Here is a 16,804-nt window from a genome sequence, read left to right as displayed (position 1 = left end):
AAATGACTTTAGTTAACGTAATAGGTTAAATCCCTTCTTAAGTGACTAGATAAGCTCTCCAAAAACAACGTAACATCATGTATAATTGCGCAATCTTGTACGGATTTATATCTGTTTAACTAATTTAAGATAAACAAGGCGGCTTAGTCCGCCTTGTTTTTTCTTGAAGGAACAAAATTTATTTAGTGATAGACCTCTCAACCTTGACATTGTCTGTTTTTCAAACTGGTACGCTGAGTTAATAATTTGTTAAAAGAGATGTTGAGTATAATAACTTCACTAAATTCAGGAGTAACATTTTGGAAAAAATCTGGCTAAAAAATTACCCTGCTGATGTGCCGGAAGAAATCAATCCTGATAACTTCGCTTCTCTAGCAGAGTTACTTGAAAATGCGGTTTCTCAATTTGCCGACCAACCTGCTTTCATTAACATGGGGGCGGTGATGACTTATCGGAAGCTTGAAGAGAGAAGTCGCGCTTTTGCTGCCTACTTACAAAATGGACTTGGCCTTAAAAAAGGGGATCGTGTCGCATTAATGATGCCAAACCTATTACAATATCCGATTGCTTTGTTTGGGGTATTACGAGCAGGAATGGTTGTAGTAAATGTTAATCCACTCTATACCCCAAGAGAATTAGAGCATCAATTGAATGATAGCGGTGCAACAGCGATTGTGATTGTATCGAATTTTGCGCATACGCTGGAAAAAATTGTTTTCAATACCAAAGTGAAACACGTCATTTTAACGCGGATGGGTGACCAACTTTCACGTCCTAAAGCCACGATTGTTGATTTTGTAGTTAAGTATGTCAAACGCTTAGTTCCTAAATATCATTTACCAGATGCTATTTCCTTTCGCCGTGCTATGCATTATGGCTATCGTATGCAGTATATTAAACCTAACATTACCGGTGATGACTTGGCCTTTTTGCAATACACGGGTGGAACAACCGGTGTTGCTAAAGGGGCGATGTTAACTCATCGCAACATGTTAGCAAATATTGAGCAAGCAAGAGCGGCTTACGGGCCTGTACTGAAATTTGGGGCTGAATTTGTTGTCACTGCTTTACCGCTGTATCACGTTTTCGCTTTGACGGTTAACTGCTTATTGTTTATTACAGTAGGGGGAGTTAACTTATTGATTACCAACCCTAGAGATGTACCTGATACCGTAAAACAACTAGGACGTTATCCCGTTACGTCAATCACCGGTGTTAACACGTTATTTAATGCGTGGCTGCATAATGAAGAGTTCAAAAAATTAGATTTTTCACGTTTACGTCTTTCAGTTGGAGGCGGAATGCCTGTTCAAAAAGCCGTTGCAGAAAAATGGCAGAAGCTGACTGGGAAACATTTGCTCGAAGGGTATGGGTTAACAGAATGTGCACCACTAGTAACGGGTAATCCTTATAATTTAACCAGTTATAGTGGAAGCATTGGTTTACCTGTTCCGTCAACAGATGTTAAATTCCTTGATGACGATGGCAATGAAGTCGCTATTGGTGAGCCTGGCGAAATGTGGGTAAAAGGTCCACAAGTCATGAAAGGGTATTGGAACCGGCCTGATTCCACCGCGGACACGATAGTGGATGGTTGGTTAGCGACGGGGGATATCGCAGAAATAGATAGCGAAGGTTATATTCGTATTGTTGATCGTAAAAAAGATATGATCATCGTTTCAGGTTTTAACGTCTATCCAAATGAAATTGAAGATGTTATTTCTGCACATCCAGACGTTATAGAATGTGCCGCAATTGGCGTACCAAGTGAAAGTACAGGAGAAGCGGTTAAAGTTTTTGTTGTAACGAAAAATGCGAATTTAACGGGGGATGAGCTAAAAACCTTTTGCCGTCGTTCATTAACCGCGTATAAAGTACCTAAGATATTTGAATTTCGTGATGAATTACCAAAATCTAATGTGGGTAAAATTTTGCGTAAAGACCTACGTGATGAAGAAAAATTGCAAAGAGAAAAATCACCAGTATGATTGTGGTTTAGTCTTAAACAAAGAATAGATGACGCCGGTTTTAACCGGCGTCATTGTGATGAAAATAAAAAAGAGAAACTTGTTTTGAATTATCGTTTAGTAACTACAGATAGTGAATTAGCCCAAGTATGCCAAGAGGCTAGTAATGCACCATGGCTCGCTTTGGATACCGAGTTTGTTCGTACCCGAACATATTACCCACAACTAGGTTTGCTACAGCTATATGATGGAAAGCAAGTTTCGTTAATTGACCCATTATTAATGACGGATTTTAGCCCATTCAAAACGCTTTTAACTAACCCTGAACAACTGAAATTTTTACATGCGGGGAGTGAAGACCTCGAAGTGTTTATGCATGATTTCGATTGTGTACCTGAGCCAATGGTCGACACACAAGTTGTGGCTGCATTTTTAGGTTACCCAATTTCTTGTGGTTTCGCGTCATTGGTTGCTGAACATTTAGGTATTGAGCTAGACAAAAGTGAATCACGGACAGACTGGCTCGCGCGTCCGCTAAGCGAAAAACAATGTGATTATGCAGCGGCGGATGTACTGTATTTGCTACCATTAGCTGAAATTTTAATGGGAAAAGTGACTGAAGCAGGCTATTTGGAAGATGTAAAAGATGAGTGCCAACGTGTTGTCGCTCGTCGGCAAAAAACACTAAAGCCAGAAAAAGCCTACATGAATATCCATAATGCGTGGCAACTACGTGATGAACAGCTCGCTTGCCTACAGTTATTAGCACAATGGCGTTTAAACCAAGCTAAAGCACGTGATATGGCGGTCAATTTTGTGGTGAAAGAAGAGCACCTGTGGAAAGTAGCCCGCTATTTACCAGGCTCTCTTGGTGAACTTGATGCACTTGGTTTAACGGGGCAAGAAATTCGTTGCCATGGTAAGCGTTTATTAGCGATTGTCGAACAAGCAAAACAACTTGATGAAAGCCAATACCCAACACCGGTGGCGAATATTACTGAACAGAGCCAGTACAAAAGCGTATTTAAAGAAATTAAAGCGCTGGTTAAAGATATTGCTGAAAACGAAAAATTTAATGCAGAATTATTGGCCTCTAGACGGCAAATTAACCAATTACTATCGATTCATTGGGGGTTAAAGTCTTCGGTTACACCTCCTGAGCTATTGGCTGGTTGGCGAGGGCGGTTACTCGCTGAGCCCATAGCAAAGCTCTTAGCAAGCATATAGCGTATTATTAGGTACAAGAAGAGTACTTCTTGTACCTAATTTAAATAACCTAACCTAGCCTACTTTCTCCACCTGTATTTCATTTATATTTATTATTTATTAATAAAATTATAAAAACATACGTTTTATTTATTAATTAATATATTTATTCTGCGTTAAATCAATAATTGTAATTACTCTTAAAAATAAAATTAATTCTTAATGAAAACCCTAATAAATAAAATTAGATATTATAGGGTTTTTAATTAACCATTTAAAAAATAAAAGGTTATTTTTTCATGTTTTCCAATAATAAAAAATTGAATTATATTCCTCTCATTTGTAAATAAAAATCATTTGCATATACTCAATCTCGAACATTAAAGGAAAGTATAAACTTTTATTTAATGTATCTTTTTAAAAAACTACCTAATTAAAACTTCTATTGAAAAGGACGCGAAAATGAAGAAATTATCATTAATTACAGTTGCTGTATCTTTCTCTATATTTTCTGTTGGTGTTATGGCAGAAACGGTATCAAAGCAAAGCTTAGATTATGGATATAATCAAACAAATATTATTGTCGATAAAACTCAATCAACCATGGGGCCACACGGGGGGAGTATCGGTGCACCGGGAATTGGTTCTCGCTTTATGAAGGAAGGCAAAACCATATCATTTTCTGGCTTAAAATATATGGTAACACAAAAGCCAGACAACGTGTATGTTTTGGAAAGTGGCGGTAGCCCGCACGGTGGCATGGGAAAGTTCCAATTTAGTCAAGTTGCAGATGCCGAGGTATATTTCGGTGATTGGTCACAAACTGGCTTAGCCGATGATGCAATGCACACGGTTTATTTCTCCGGTGCAAATGCAACAACAGAAGTCCCAACCAGTGGCCAAGCGACTTATTCTATAGCGGGTATTAACCAGTTCGCTGGTGAAGCAAAACAGACGGGTTGGTTTAATGCAAATTTTGCGGATAAATCATATACAGGTGCATTAGAAGGAACGAATAGCCACTCCATGGCGGGGAACATTGAAGAGGATGGTAAATTTAGTGGTACTGCTATTGCCAATGAAACACATTATGGTAACAGCATGGGACAACTATTTGGTAATAATGCAGAACAAGTGGCCGGTATTCTTTCTTATGATAACAATCGTGAGTTAGACACGGCATTTGGTGGGCAGAAAGACGAATAATTACTGAAAATATAATTGGATAAAAAAAGTAGGCAAAAGAAAACTTGTCTACTTTTTTATTTGTATTATTAAAATGGTAGCCTTAACATGTCTATTTTTAATAAAAAAACAAAGTTAATATATGTAATTTTATTATTACTTTTACCTATACATTCAATACAGGCCGTTCAATATTTAAAAATGGAGGTAACTAATATTCTAAATGGTTATAGTAACAAAAAACATCAATCAGAAATAAATAATGTAAAATATAGTAAAAAAAACATCGACGAACTTGGCTTTATTCTTTATGATTTAATTCAGAAGAGGAATTTTGACGCAATAAATAAAATTATTGATAACTACGTTAGCCATAAAGACCATGATAAAGAATTGGTTAAATATATTTACTCTGAAAAGGCGATTTTAAATGATGAATATGATTTGGCAATTAGGTTATATAATGAAATTTTAATTCACAAGCCTAATATGTTTTTGGTTGAGTTAAAACTTGCACGAGCACTAACTTATGTTAAACATTATGAGGCAGCATTATCGATATATCAGAATATAAAAACAAAACATAGCGGGGGAATATCAAGTAAGTTATCTGAATATATTGAAAATCAAATAATAGATTTAGAGAATAAAAATCGCTGGCAAGGAATGGTTAAGCTAGGTTCAAGTTATGATTTTAATTTAAATGAAGCATCAAATAGCCATGAAATGTACTGTTTTCGTAGTAAATGTATGAATAGCAGCAATCAGTCTATCGCAGGTGGAAAATGGCATTATTATATTAAATCAACAAAGCGGTTTCCTCTCGTTGGTAACCATTCAGGGCTATTATCATTCGGTGCGTTTGGGTTAGAACCGATGAAAACAGTCACGGCTAGAAAAATAAATATATTTGTTAGCGGGGGGTATCAATTTGAGAATGCGAATACAAAAATCGGCATATTGCCCATATTTGAAACTAAATGGCATGATAACCAATATTATAATTTGAGCTTAGGAGGGAAAATAGCGACCGAATATACGTTAAATCATCGAGTAACTATTTTAGGTGATTTTGAATATAAAAATAAAACGTATCCTCATGGGTATAGTTTTAATGATGGTGATAAATGGATTTATTCATTGTTTGGAACCTATTTAGTTGATTCTCAGTTAGTCGCTTTTGGTGGAATACATGGAGTCAATCGGGAAAAACAACGCAATAGTGATAGTTACTCACAGTATGGGATTAGAGTTGGTTTTTTAAAGGTCACCGAACTGTGTGATTTACTTGTTGTGGTAGGTTACAAGCAAACAAATTTTGAACAGTTTGATGTGTATTTAAATGTAAAAAGAAAAGATCACAATGGCTATTTTAATAGTCAATTAACATTTGATAAAAATAAGATATTAACTTTTACACCTTCTATTTATTTTAATAGCCAAGTGAATAAGAGCACGGCAGATATTATTTATTCTTTTAAGCAAAGTGAAGTCGGTGTCAATTTCACCAAGAAATTTTAATTTTCACCGGAACAGATAATGAAAATCAAAACAGTGATAGCCATTAATATCGTGACAGGGTTATCTATTAGCAGTATTGCAAGTTTAGTCTACGCCCAACAAAGCGAAAACATCGGCTCTATTGTGGTAAATGATAAAGCGACCACTATCAAAGAGCGTGATAGAAAAGGGGCGGACGACCAATATGATAAAGATGAATCAAATATTTATATCAGTAAAGAAGAAATTGATCGTTATAAAGGCACTAACCCCGCAGACACCATTAACCATGCAGTAGGGGTATATAGTGGTGATGCCCGTAATAGCGGGGCGATAGACCCCAATGTACGAGGGATACAGGGGCAAGGGCGTGTTCCGGTGACTGTGGATGGCACAGAACAGGCTATCACTGTGTGGCGTGGCTATAACGGGGCGAATAACCGCAATTATATCGACCCGAATATGATTAGCAGTATTAAAGTAATGAAAAGCGCAACGCTAGACCGCAATGTGCGTACATCGACAGGCGGTGGAGTTGCCATAACAACGCTAGGCATTGATGACGTTGTGGATAAATACGGCAAGTTTGGTTTTGATATTAAATTAGAAACATCGAGTAACTCTACAAAGCCGCGGATTAACCATTTAAACCACGGTATCGATTACCGTGATGATAAGCGCCTAATGAGTTCATTAGAGATCCAGAAGTTTCGTGGAATTTATTTTCAAGATCACGAAATGCTGGTTGATGCTCGTAGTAAAGGTAACGCCAAATTCTTTAATCTGAAAGATAACGCAGCGCGCATTGCCATTGGGACACGGCAAGAAAAGTTTGATTTGATGTTGGCATACAGCTACCGCAACCAAGGCAACTATTTTGCAGGGCGCCGTGGGGCGGATAAATTTTATGATGATATCATTACCTATGACCCTAATAACCCGAATAAGGCGATAGACCCCTATATACCCTTTGTAGCTAGAATTTACGGGCCAAATACAGAGGTGGCGAATACCTCGAATGAAATGTCGACGTTGTTGACTAAATTAAATTTGATGTTACCGAATGCGCAAGATTTATCTCTGGGTTATATGCGTACAGTGAGTCATTATGGCGAAATCATGCCATCACAAATTCGTTACTATGATCTTGAGGGGAAAATTCCGCAATGGCCTTTGGCTAACTTAGCCTTAAATACGTTTTATGCCAATTACTCGTTCAAACCCGAGTCCATTGGTTGGATTGATTTTCGCTTAGGTTATTGGTTAACAAAGACCGATTTAAATTCAAATACCGCAGGGGGGCAACCAAGGGAACCATTAGAAAGGGATTGGAATTATGAACTCAACCGAGATAATGGTGTGGGTAAAAACCCTGCTATCAATGGCACCTTAGTTGATGGCATTAAATTAAACCAACTTAACGATCGCTATGGTGTCTCATTATCCAATAAATTTCAAATTACACCTGAATTTAAAGTGACTTTAATGGGAAGCTTAATTGATGAAACCATTGGTAGCCGTGAAGATATTTTTAATTCGGATTCTAGCCCCAAGGGGAACATGTTCCGTGCTATCCCAAGAGAAGGTAAGCGTCGGGAATATAATGGTACTGTTCGGTTTGATTGGCAGCCAACTGATTGGTTAAGCCTGAATGCAGGGGCGCAATATATTAGTTACTGGTCAAGGGATTTATTAAAAGAGAGACGCATTGCGGCCAAAGATGTAAATTATGCGCCCTATAGCCATATAACCGCTCGAAACTATAGGTTATCCCGTTTATTAAGTGCAGAAGAATACCAAACAATACAGCAGTATGTTGATGATAAAGGGAAGACATTTAAAGATACAGTAGAAAGATCTTATGAAAGGCGAATTTTTATCGAGAAAGCGCTAAAAATGAAAAAGAATGCTTTAGGATATACAGGCTTTAATCAACGCAATAGGAAAAATTTAGAATTTAGAATCACAGAAATGGACCATATAGTGAAATGGAAGGTCGATGAAAATAACCGATTTATACGCAAAAATAACCCATTCTATAATGGGGAAGTTGATTTAAAAGAAGAAGCAATAGACCCTGTAACTGGCTTAAAAGCCAAAAAACATCGATTGGGGCATAGTAATACTTATGGATCAGATGAAGTGTTCTATACAGATGACCAAAAATTTAAAGCGCCGAAAAGAAATGAAGAATCAGCTTGGGCTCCGGCATTAGGGGCAACAATTTATTTAACAGAGAACGACCGAATATTTGGGCGTTATTTAGAAACCGTTAGAATGCCTAGTATCTTTGAAGACACTATTGGTTTTTCGGGGGGAAGAGAGCCGAATTACACACCACCGGTTTATTTGCCAGAACGCAGCCATACGATAGAACTGGGATATGTGCGTAATTTCCAAGAACTGGTTGCGGCAGAAAATCATGCTGACTTACGTATAAATTACTACAACACCGTAGTCACAAATGCCTTTGATAGGAACGACAGGTTAGTCTTTACGCAGGTTGATAAACATAATACGGCTGGTTTGGAGCTATTGGCACGTTATGATAATGGCTGGGTATTTGGTGACTTAGGGGTAGATTACCGCTTAAAAAATGAAGTTTGTGATGAAGTCTCATTGATGGTGATGGACCCCTATAACAAGTTTGGGGGCTCAGAGTGTACAACAGCAGGGTTCCCCAATGGCTATTTACGTACTCAATTGCAACCCAAATACAGTATTCATGCCAACCTAGGTCTACGCTTCTTAGATGAAAGCTTGGAAGTGGGTAGCCGTATGCGTTATCACAGTAAAGCAAAAAATGAGGATGAGGCAGAAATGATAGATAAATATCCATTCTCATATGCACCATTAAATAATAGCCCAATGAGCTGGAATGCGGTTTTTACTGCTGATGCTTATGTTAATTACCAGTTTAATAAAGACCTATCGTTTGAATTATTAGCCACGAATTTATTTGATGAATATTATATTGATCCTCTAACCCGCAGTATGATGCCGGCACCGGGTAGAACTATACGCTTCAATGTAACAAGTCGCTTCTAAAAGGAATTCCCCTTCGTTGATGTAGTTATGTTTTGGCATTAGCGAAGGGGCTATTAGGGATATTAAAATGCTTACTCTACGTTTTAATTTTGCTGTTATGGTTTCGCTATTATTTCATTTTGGTATCGTTTTTTATTGCTTAAGTGCTGAAAAAACACGTCATGCACAAATTTATACGCCAATAAAGGCGGCGATTATCTCTATTGCATTGACGCAAAATGTAATTGAAAGGCAAATAAATGATGTCACATTAAATAATAAGCGAACTGGCGGTTTACTTTCTGAGTCGCAACAAAATGAAAATGCGGTAATCAAAGTTGCTGATAAAAAAAGTACGCATAGTGATGAAAATAAAGTTTCGGATGTACAGAAAAAAGTTATCGAGAAAAAAGAACAAAAACAACCAAATAAGAAAATAATTAAGCAGAAAGAAGAACAACAACAAAACAAAAAAAACGATGATGTAAAACAAGAACAACAAGCAGGCCAAAATAGTGCTTTGTCAAATGCCGCTGGGGAACAGGGTGCGCAAAATACGAGGGCAGTAGGGGATAATATAAGTGCGAATTATCAATCTTATATTGATAAATTACGTAGAGAAATAGAGCGCCATAAACGTTACCCAAGAAAAGCAAGAAATACCCATACCCAAGGAAAGGTTTTGGTGAATTTTACGCTTACGTCATCGGGGGAGATAACAAGAGTGAGTATTGCTAAGTCTTCTATGCATACACAACTCGACCAAGCTGCGTTAACGGCTATAGCAAAGAGTCGCTCTGTTGGTATACCACCAGAGGGTTTAAAGAAACAGATAACATTGTCAATTGAATTCGAGTTATAAATTGCCAAATAGAGGGTGGCTTTCAATCTGAATAGATGTTTGAAATTAGCGCCCGAGGGGGGGGCTTTATTTATTTTTATATTAATAAGATAAAAGCAAGCCGCGACCTATTGAATTAATCCTAAAATTAGACAGCGGCTTTCTTTGCAAATTACTTTTCTTCTGTTGTTGTTTTTATTTCGTCACCTTCAGGTAGCGTAACGTTTAGTTCAAGAACAGAAATATCATCCCCTTTTTGCTCAAATTGCACTGATAACATCTCAGGGTCAACTTGGACATACTTACAGATAACCTGCAAAATATCTCTTTTCATATCTGCAAGATATGGGGGCTCGCTATCACCGCGGCGGCGTTCTGCGACGATGATTTGTAATCGCTCTTTTGCGATATTCGCTGTCGTTTTTTTTCTCGACAGAAAGAAATCCAATAAAGCCATTATTTATCCCCCAAATAGGCGTTTTAAGAAACCTTTTTTCTCTTCTTCAATGAAACGGATAGGGCGATCTTCACCTAAAATACGAGCAACACAATCATCATAGGCTTGGCCTGCATCAGATTCTGTATCCAAAATGACCGGTTCACCTTGGTTAGAAGAGCGCAGTACAGATTGGTCTTCCGGAATAACACCAATCAAAGGAATACATAAGATTTCCAGAACATCTTCCATGCTTAGCATATCGCCACGGGTTACACGGCCAGGGTTATAGCGTGTTAACAATAAGTGTTCTTTAATCGGTTCTTCACCTTTTTCTGCACGACGTGATTTTGACGCTAAAATACCTAAAATACGGTCAGAGTCACGGACAGAAGACACTTCCGGGTTGGTAGTGATAATGGCTTCGTCAGCAAAATAGAGCGCCATTAAAGCGCCACTTTCGATACCAGCGGGGGAATCACAAACAATAAAATCAAAACCAAGGTCGTCGCTCAATTCGTCAAGAATTTTGCCTACTCCTTCTCGAGTTAATGCGTCTTTATCGCGTGTTTGTGAAGCAGGTAAAATAAATAAATTTTCGGTGCGCTTATCTTTGATTAAAGCCTGATTCAGGGTCGCATCACCTTGGATAACGTTTACGAAGTCATAGACTACTCGACGTTCACACCCCATGATGAGGTCAAGGTTACGTAGGCCGATATCAAAATCGATCACTACTGTTTTATTCCCTTTTTGTGCCAGGCCAGTAGCTATGGCCGCGCTTGAAGTGGTTTTACCAACGCCACCTTTACCTGAAGTCACTACAATTATGCGTGCCATGAATAATTCCTTGTAAATAAGGTCTAATTTAAATATTCGATATTAAGTTTGTTATCAACTAAACAAAGTTTAGCTGCTTTGGCGAGAAATTCAGCAGGGATTTGATCGCTCAGCCAATATTCACCTGCAATTGAGACCAGCTCAGCTTGCAAATGAGTACAATAAATCTGACTTTCAATATCGCCAGAGGCTCCTGCTAATGCACGGCCTCGCATCACGCCATAAATATGGATATTACCATCTGCTAATAGTTCTGCACCTGCACTAACATTACTTGTGACGATCAGATCACTATTTGGTGCATAGATACGTTGTCCAGAGCGAACTGGGGTATTGATAATACGAGTTTTACGATATAAAGGCTCAGTTTGAACTGTAGCAGCCTGAGGCTCAGGCTGAATCTCAACAGGTTTTTGACTTTTACCTTCGCTTAATATCGGTAAACCAGCATCGTTTGCTTTTTGTCGCATTTGCGGGTTAGTACACCCACTGACCCCAACAATACGTAATCCCGCAGAAACAACAGAACGATGAATGCTCTGTAAATCTGCATTTGGGGATAATTCAGCAATGTTAATTACGACAGGAGCATTTTTAAAGAAATCAGGAGCTTGATTTACTTTATCTTGCAGCGCTTTTTTGATGAGTTTAGGCTCTTCACTGTATAAGTGAATAACTGAAAGAGTAAAACTGCTGCCTTTAAGTTCTATTGGCGATTGTGGCATCTATCCAGACTCAGCAAATTAAAATTTCCGAAACAATCCTCGGGTGAAGATATTCTGTAAAACAATAGCATGTTATAGTTACTATATACTTCAAGCAAGCTAATGAACTAAGAAAAAGAGTTAAATATAATGATTTGTGCAATTTATAGAAGCCCTAAACGTGACCAAACTTATCTTTATATTGAGAAGAAAGATGATTTTTCACGTGTTCCTGATGAATTATTAGCCCAATTTGGCACACCTCAGTTTGCTATGCTTATCTCATTAGATAAGCGTGAAAAGCTTGCCAATGCTGACTTGGCAAAGGTTAAATCTGACCTCTTAGAAGTTGGTTATTATTTACAATTCCCACCTCCGGTGGAAAATTTGCTTTCAGAACACAAAGAACTGAATAACTAGAGCAAATTAAGAAAATCCTGAAAAGCAATGACAGTCTGGAGGAGACAAATGAAACCAACGTTATTATATACATTAGTCGCTGGTTTGTTTTTAACAAGTTGCTCTGCAACACATAACGAATCAATTGTTACTCAACCGATTACAGCAGAACAAAATGCGGCGATAGCCCAAGAAGTCGTTGCTTTAGATCAAGCATTTCCTATTGAACAACGTGAACCATCACAATTTCCGGCTTATGTGGAATTACTGAAAGAACATGCTATTGAACAGGGAATTAAGCCTGCAACCATTGAACGTGCTTTTGCTAATATCTATTTTATTGAGCGTGTAGTGAAAGCAGATAAAGGCCAACCAGAGAAAAGGGCGACGGTGACGTTAGCAAGCTATTTAAAAAACGTATTACCACAATCGCGCATCAATGCAGGCTATGACAAATATTTAGAAAATAGATCCACTCTAGATGCTATCAGTGATAAATATGGCGTTCCACCTCAGTTTATTGTTTCATTATGGGGATTAGAAAGCGGTTTTGGGCGCTCACAGGGTAAAGAGGATGTTATCTCGGCACTTGCGACATTATCTTTTGAAGGACGAAGAGAAGCGCTTTTTAGCAAACAACTTTTAGCCGCGCTTGAGATAATGGATAAAGGTTATATCCCAGAAGATCAACAGCTCAAAGGTTCATGGGCTGGTGCCATGGGCCAGAGTCAATTTATGCCAACCTCTTATTTGTCTTATGCAGCAGATGGTGATGGTGATGGCAAAATGGACATTTGGAATAATAAATCTGATGTTTTTGCATCCATCGCTAATTATTTATCAACAGAAGGCTGGCAAGCCAAATTACCATGGGGTTACCAAGTTAACTTACCTGTAGATTTTAATAAAACGTTGGAAGGCGTAAAAGCGGAACAAGGGAAAACTGTTAGTGAATGGCAAGAATTGGGCGTTACATTACCTGCATTTGCTCAGTTACCTTCAGGCGTAAAAACGTGGGTGGTTATTCCAGATGACCCTGAAGGCAGGGCATTTTTAGTGACCGAAAATTTTCGAACCATAATGCATTGGAACCGCTCGTATTATTTTGCATTGAGTGTATGCATGATGGCAGATGGCATCGCTAATAAAATACAATAACGATAATAGGAGTACTATTATGTATCAACATCGTGACTGGCAAGGTGCGTTACTGGATTTCCCTGCAAATAAAGTTGTTTGTGTTGGTAGTAATTATGCAAAGCATATAAAAGAGATGGGCTCTGCTACACCGGAAGAACCTGTTATTTTTATAAAACCAGAGACTGCCTTGTGTGATATTACTCAATCCATAGTTATTCCAAAAGATTTTGGTGCTGTTCATCATGAAATTGAGATGGCAATTTTAATTGGTATGCCATTAAAAAATGCAGATGAAGATCGTGTATCGCGTTCTATCGCCGGTTATGCAGTTGCATTAGATTTAACCTTACGTGATTTGCAAGCTAAATTTAAAAAAGCAGGCCAGCCATGGGAAAAAAGCAAATCATTTGATGGCTCATGTCCAATTTCTGGTTTTATTCCTGTTAGTAGTCCGAATGACTTACAAAATGTTCAGCTTTCTCTAGAAATTAATGGTGAGGTTCGCCAAGAGGGCTCGACGCGTGATATGATCACACCGATTTTACCTCTGATTAGCTATATGTCCCGCTTTTTCACATTACGTGCAGGGGACGTCATCTTAACGGGAACACCTGATGGTGTTGGCCCATTAGCTTCTGGTGATATGCTAAAATTATCAATTAATGATCACTCGCTGACTACACGGGTTATTTAAGTATAGGATTAATAAGTATTATGTCGCAGTTCTGGCAAGTTAAAACGTTAGATGAAATGACGGATGAAGAATGGGAATCTCTCTGTGATGGTTGCGGGCAATGCTGCTTGCACAAATTAATGGATGAGGATACAGATGAAATCTATTTTACTAATGTCGCTTGCAATCAGTTAAATCTAAAAACTTGCCAGTGTAAGCATTATGAAGACCGCTTCAGTTATGAAGCGGATTGCATAAAACTTAATCGCTATAACTTAGAAACATTTGAATGGTTGCCAGGTACTTGCGCTTACCGCTTGTTATTAGAAGGAAAGTCACTCCCGGCCTGGCACCCATTAAAAACCGGTTCTAAAGCGGCAATGCATAATGAAGGTGTGTCCATTCGCCATATCGCGGTCAGAGAAATTGATGTGGTGGATTGGGAAGAACACATTATGAATAGGCCGAAGGGTAGAGGGTAGTAGTATCCCTCTATGGTACAGTAAATTATTATGGAAATATCGTTGCCAACTGTAGGCTTACTTGCCATTCTAAATATTGCTATTTTACCAGCAATAATTTCTTTTTTTGGAAAGTTTAGCCAAGCTGCATCGATGATAATTTATTCATTTTAATTGGTGCATTATAGTGGGTTAAATGAAAGTAAAGAATAATCACATCACAACAAGGTGTGATTTTTAATTCTATTAATCATAGAAATTTTCAATGAATATTCAATATTACCTTCTAGTTATTAGTTTTATCAGACTCAAAATTCTAACTGCATGAAAATCCATCTTTAAAACCGACCACTCACAATATTTATGTGCTATAGCTTAAAACTATCATATTTTTATTTGAGGAAAATTGTGATTTGTGACCTCCCATTTTGCTTTTATCAAGATACTTAGCTAATCTATTTTTTCAAGAGTAACATGGGGGATGGAAATGAAAACATTTGGTGTGGTACTCACAATTATAGGTCTCATTACCGCGATTATTTCTTACAATATGGATGTAAGTATTCCTATCGTTTATGGGGAGAGTGTGAAGGATTCAGGGCTAGCATTTGATAGGCAGAATTATATTATTGGCAGTTTGCTAATTGCATTTTTTGGTATTTTGATTGTTCTTTTCGACAACAAGAGGCGTAAGTAAAATGAGTTTTATTTTTTAATAAAATCAGATTATATTCATCTCATTCCATAATAATAAATGAATGTTCCAAATTAACTAAAGAATATTTCTTATGAAGAAAATACTTATGTTAGTGAGTTTAGCTACTATTTCCGGATGTGTTTCCAATACAACCGCAATTGAGTCAAAAGCGGTAGGCATGGCCAATCCTGCTTCTGTGTATTGTGAACAAATTGGGGGGAAATTAGAAATTAAGATAACAGAGAAAGGGCAAGTCGGATACTGTATCTTACCTTCAGGTGATAAAGTAGAAGAGTGGGCTCTATACCGCCAGAACAAACATTAATCAACTACTACAGCGAAAACTTATTTAAGATTTTGCTGTAGTTCCAATCTAACAGTTCCAATCCAATAATATTTCTATTTTGTGTTAATTATTTCTTCAAATTAGCCGATATTGCTACAGGCGGTATGCGTATTTTTGTCATTCGATCAACTAGATAGCAATGGTAATACACAGGACTAATACTTATTAGGCTCATCATAAGGGTAGTTGCAATATTTTGATGGCTTCATATAGATTTAGTAAGGATGACCTCATCTGTTTATGGCAAATTATTGATATAAAATATTTTTATCCATTAATGTCTCATAATCGGTAAATTGTTGTACTAAAATAGAAACAGCTACCTTATGTTATGTAATTGCTAAATAAATTAGTCTTATTAGGGCGATTGATTTACCAAAAAGACGTTAAACTGTCTGCCAGTGGATAAGTAATAGAGCAAAACAGCATCTTTTAGCGATGACTTTTTGGATTTGATCACACTTTAACACACGTAATGAGTGATTTAGGAATATTCTTAATGTCAAAAATTGATGTGTAGATCACATTTCTGTAGGGTGTTCGTTTTAAGAAAACCTCATTATTTTCATGAAGTTATAAAACAAGAAAATTGACATAACACAGTTTATAGTTTGTACAGTTAATCGTGTTTTCTTATCCTATATCAAAAATAATGATAATTTTTTTTAACATAGGCTCGGCTAAATAATTTGGTATTTTGGTTTTTACTACAATATCAAGTTGAATGAATAAAGGGTTATATTGCGATTTTATCGCTATTTCTTCTATCGCTTTTATTTCCCACATTCCATTTATTTTTTAATTTTGATTAAAATCGACATTTACCTCGCTAAAAATCACATTTTTAAATTTTAATAATGACCAAAGCAGACTGTTAATATAAAAGAGCGCTTATACACCCATGGTGTGTTAATTTGGCATTCAAGCATAATAATTCGAAATTTAATATTTGTAATTGTCAGGTGTTACATATCTTCATAGATAAATAAATATTAATTAAATTAATGTTTTAGTCTTTAATTGATATTCATTATTAGATTGATGCTGTGGATATTTTGCGACAAAAAGTATCAAAATGTGAATTAAAATATATATTCAATCTGAATATAACGATTTTCTTTGTTTCTAATAATCTTTATTTTTTAGTTTAGTTGATTTAAAAAAATAAAATTTAAAACAAAGCGATATTAAAGTCCAAATATTAAGCTTTGTGCGAGTAAATTAGTGGAATCAATGCATTAAAAAACTCAATCAATAGATCATTTTTAATAGCCTGGGGCTATCAAAAAATTAATAAGTGATGGAAAAAACGATTTAATTAAATTTAAGTTATTATGTATCCTCTCTTCGAAATCATATCGTGCATATGATTATAAATTCTA

At 36.9% G+C, this 16,804-nt stretch carries 15 protein-coding genes; 12 read left to right on the top strand and 3 right to left on the bottom strand.

Annotated features, from left to right (window positions below; genetic code table 11):
* Window positions 1-299: 299 nt before the first annotated feature.
* The 6 genes from fadD to PSE60_RS07040 all read left to right on the top strand — a co-directional run bounded on the left by fadD (window position 300) and on the right by PSE60_RS07040 (window position 9,747).
* On the top strand, window positions 300-1,988 hold the full coding sequence (fadD, locus tag PSE60_RS07065; RefSeq protein ID WP_210839219.1) for a long-chain-fatty-acid--CoA ligase FadD: 1,689 nt from the start codon (window positions 300-302) through the stop codon (window positions 1,986-1,988).
* An 84-nt stretch (window positions 1,989-2,072) separates the two neighbouring features.
* Window positions 2,073-3,194 (top strand): ribonuclease D, encoded by a 1,122-nt coding sequence (gene rnd, locus PSE60_RS07060; protein ID WP_272664963.1) that lies wholly within the window; start codon window positions 2,073-2,075, stop codon window positions 3,192-3,194.
* Between the two features lie 441 nt (window positions 3,195-3,635).
* Entirely contained in the window at window positions 3,636-4,379 is a 744-nt protein-coding gene (locus PSE60_RS07055) for a Slam-dependent surface lipoprotein (RefSeq protein WP_272664962.1), read from the top strand.
* 87 nt (window positions 4,380-4,466) lie between these two features.
* Window positions 4,467-5,879 carry a surface lipoprotein assembly modifier gene (locus tag PSE60_RS07050; protein ID WP_272664961.1) on the top strand — a complete coding sequence of 471 codons (1,413 nt, stop codon included), beginning with the start codon at window positions 4,467-4,469 and terminating at the stop codon, window positions 5,877-5,879.
* A gap of 18 nt (window positions 5,880-5,897) precedes the next feature.
* The gene (locus PSE60_RS07045) at window positions 5,898-8,906 is read left to right on the top strand and encodes a TonB-dependent receptor domain-containing protein (protein WP_272664960.1); all 3,009 of its coding nucleotides are present in this window, start codon (window positions 5,898-5,900) and stop codon (window positions 8,904-8,906) included.
* 67 nt (window positions 8,907-8,973) lie between these two features.
* Window positions 8,974-9,747: an energy transducer TonB gene (locus PSE60_RS07040; protein WP_272664959.1), complete on the top strand. Its 774-nt coding sequence runs from the start codon at window positions 8,974-8,976 to the stop codon at window positions 9,745-9,747.
* Between the two features lie 151 nt (window positions 9,748-9,898).
* Here the strand turns inward: PSE60_RS07040 and minE are convergent, their stop codons facing one another.
* The 3 genes from minE to minC are packed head-to-tail and all read right to left on the bottom strand — an operon-like array spanning window position 9,899 to window position 11,727.
* Window positions 9,899-10,183, bottom strand: a complete 285-nt coding sequence (minE, locus tag PSE60_RS07035; protein WP_004910733.1) for a cell division topological specificity factor MinE — start codon at window positions 10,181-10,183, stop codon at window positions 9,899-9,901.
* A 3-nt stretch (window positions 10,184-10,186) separates the two neighbouring features.
* On the bottom strand, window positions 10,187-11,002 hold the full coding sequence (gene minD, locus PSE60_RS07030; RefSeq protein ID WP_004910734.1) for a septum site-determining protein MinD: 816 nt from the start codon (window positions 11,000-11,002) through the stop codon (window positions 10,187-10,189).
* 23 nt (window positions 11,003-11,025) lie between these two features.
* Window positions 11,026-11,727 carry a septum site-determining protein MinC gene (gene minC, locus PSE60_RS07025; RefSeq protein ID WP_210839209.1) on the bottom strand — a complete coding sequence of 234 codons (702 nt, stop codon included), beginning with the start codon at window positions 11,725-11,727 and terminating at the stop codon, window positions 11,026-11,028.
* A 129-nt stretch (window positions 11,728-11,856) separates the two neighbouring features.
* Here minC and PSE60_RS07020 point away from each other — a divergent pair, with 129 nt between their 5' ends.
* The 6 genes from PSE60_RS07020 (at window position 11,857) to PSE60_RS06995 (ending at window position 15,401) form a co-directional block, all read left to right on the top strand.
* On the top strand, window positions 11,857-12,126 hold the full coding sequence (locus tag PSE60_RS07020) for a YcgL domain-containing protein (RefSeq protein WP_210839207.1): 270 nt from the start codon (window positions 11,857-11,859) through the stop codon (window positions 12,124-12,126).
* Window positions 12,127-12,174: 48 nt separating this feature from the next.
* Window positions 12,175-13,263, top strand: a complete 1,089-nt coding sequence (locus PSE60_RS07015) for a lytic murein transglycosylase (RefSeq protein ID WP_272664958.1) — start codon at window positions 12,175-12,177, stop codon at window positions 13,261-13,263.
* Window positions 13,264-13,282: 19 nt separating this feature from the next.
* Window positions 13,283-13,939 (top strand): fumarylacetoacetate hydrolase family protein, encoded by a 657-nt coding sequence (locus PSE60_RS07010; RefSeq protein ID WP_272664957.1) that lies wholly within the window; start codon window positions 13,283-13,285, stop codon window positions 13,937-13,939.
* Window positions 13,940-13,959: 20 nt separating this feature from the next.
* A complete protein-coding gene (locus tag PSE60_RS07005) occupies window positions 13,960-14,400 on the top strand; it encodes a YcgN family cysteine cluster protein (RefSeq protein ID WP_210839203.1) in 441 nt (146 codons plus the stop codon).
* A gap of 466 nt (window positions 14,401-14,866) precedes the next feature.
* Window positions 14,867-15,076, top strand: a complete 210-nt coding sequence (locus PSE60_RS07000) for a hypothetical protein (protein WP_004910742.1) — start codon at window positions 14,867-14,869, stop codon at window positions 15,074-15,076.
* Between the two features lie 91 nt (window positions 15,077-15,167).
* Window positions 15,168-15,401 (top strand): putative hemolysin, encoded by a 234-nt coding sequence (locus tag PSE60_RS06995; protein WP_272664956.1) that lies wholly within the window; start codon window positions 15,168-15,170, stop codon window positions 15,399-15,401.
* The last annotated feature ends 1,403 nt before the right edge of the window (window positions 15,402-16,804 follow it).

The sequence above is a fragment of the Providencia sp. PROV174 genome, from assembly GCF_028480685.1.
In the GTDB taxonomy this organism is placed as follows: domain Bacteria; phylum Pseudomonadota; class Gammaproteobacteria; order Enterobacterales; family Enterobacteriaceae; genus Providencia; species Providencia rettgeri.
Note: the sequence above shows the minus strand (reverse complement) of the source record. Positions and strands in the feature narration are given on the sequence as shown.

Excerpts from the sequence above, each read along its gene's own strand:
- PSE60_RS07010 (WP_272664957.1), top strand. The coding sequence starts at position 13,283 with ATGTATCAACATCGTGACTGGCAAGGTGCGTTACTGGATTTCCCTGCA.
- minC (WP_210839209.1), bottom strand. The coding sequence starts at position 11,727 with ATGCCACAATCGCCAATAGAACTTAAAGGCAGCAGTTTTACTCTTTCA.
- PSE60_RS07050 (WP_272664961.1), top strand. The coding sequence starts at position 4,467 with ATGTCTATTTTTAATAAAAAAACAAAGTTAATATATGTAATTTTATTA.
- PSE60_RS07000 (WP_004910742.1), top strand. The coding sequence starts at position 14,867 with ATGAAAACATTTGGTGTGGTACTCACAATTATAGGTCTCATTACCGCG.
- PSE60_RS06995 (WP_272664956.1), top strand. The coding sequence starts at position 15,168 with ATGAAGAAAATACTTATGTTAGTGAGTTTAGCTACTATTTCCGGATGT.
- PSE60_RS07015 (WP_272664958.1), top strand. The coding sequence starts at position 12,175 with ATGAAACCAACGTTATTATATACATTAGTCGCTGGTTTGTTTTTAACA.
- PSE60_RS07020 (WP_210839207.1), top strand. The coding sequence starts at position 11,857 with ATGATTTGTGCAATTTATAGAAGCCCTAAACGTGACCAAACTTATCTT.
- minE (WP_004910733.1), bottom strand. The coding sequence starts at position 10,183 with ATGGCTTTATTGGATTTCTTTCTGTCGAGAAAAAAAACGACAGCGAAT.
- PSE60_RS07055 (WP_272664962.1), top strand. The coding sequence starts at position 3,636 with ATGAAGAAATTATCATTAATTACAGTTGCTGTATCTTTCTCTATATTT.
- minD (WP_004910734.1), bottom strand. The coding sequence starts at position 11,002 with ATGGCACGCATAATTGTAGTGACTTCAGGTAAAGGTGGCGTTGGTAAA.
- PSE60_RS07040 (WP_272664959.1), top strand. The coding sequence starts at position 8,974 with ATGCTTACTCTACGTTTTAATTTTGCTGTTATGGTTTCGCTATTATTT.
- PSE60_RS07005 (WP_210839203.1), top strand. The coding sequence starts at position 13,960 with ATGTCGCAGTTCTGGCAAGTTAAAACGTTAGATGAAATGACGGATGAA.
- PSE60_RS07045 (WP_272664960.1), top strand. The coding sequence starts at position 5,898 with ATGAAAATCAAAACAGTGATAGCCATTAATATCGTGACAGGGTTATCT.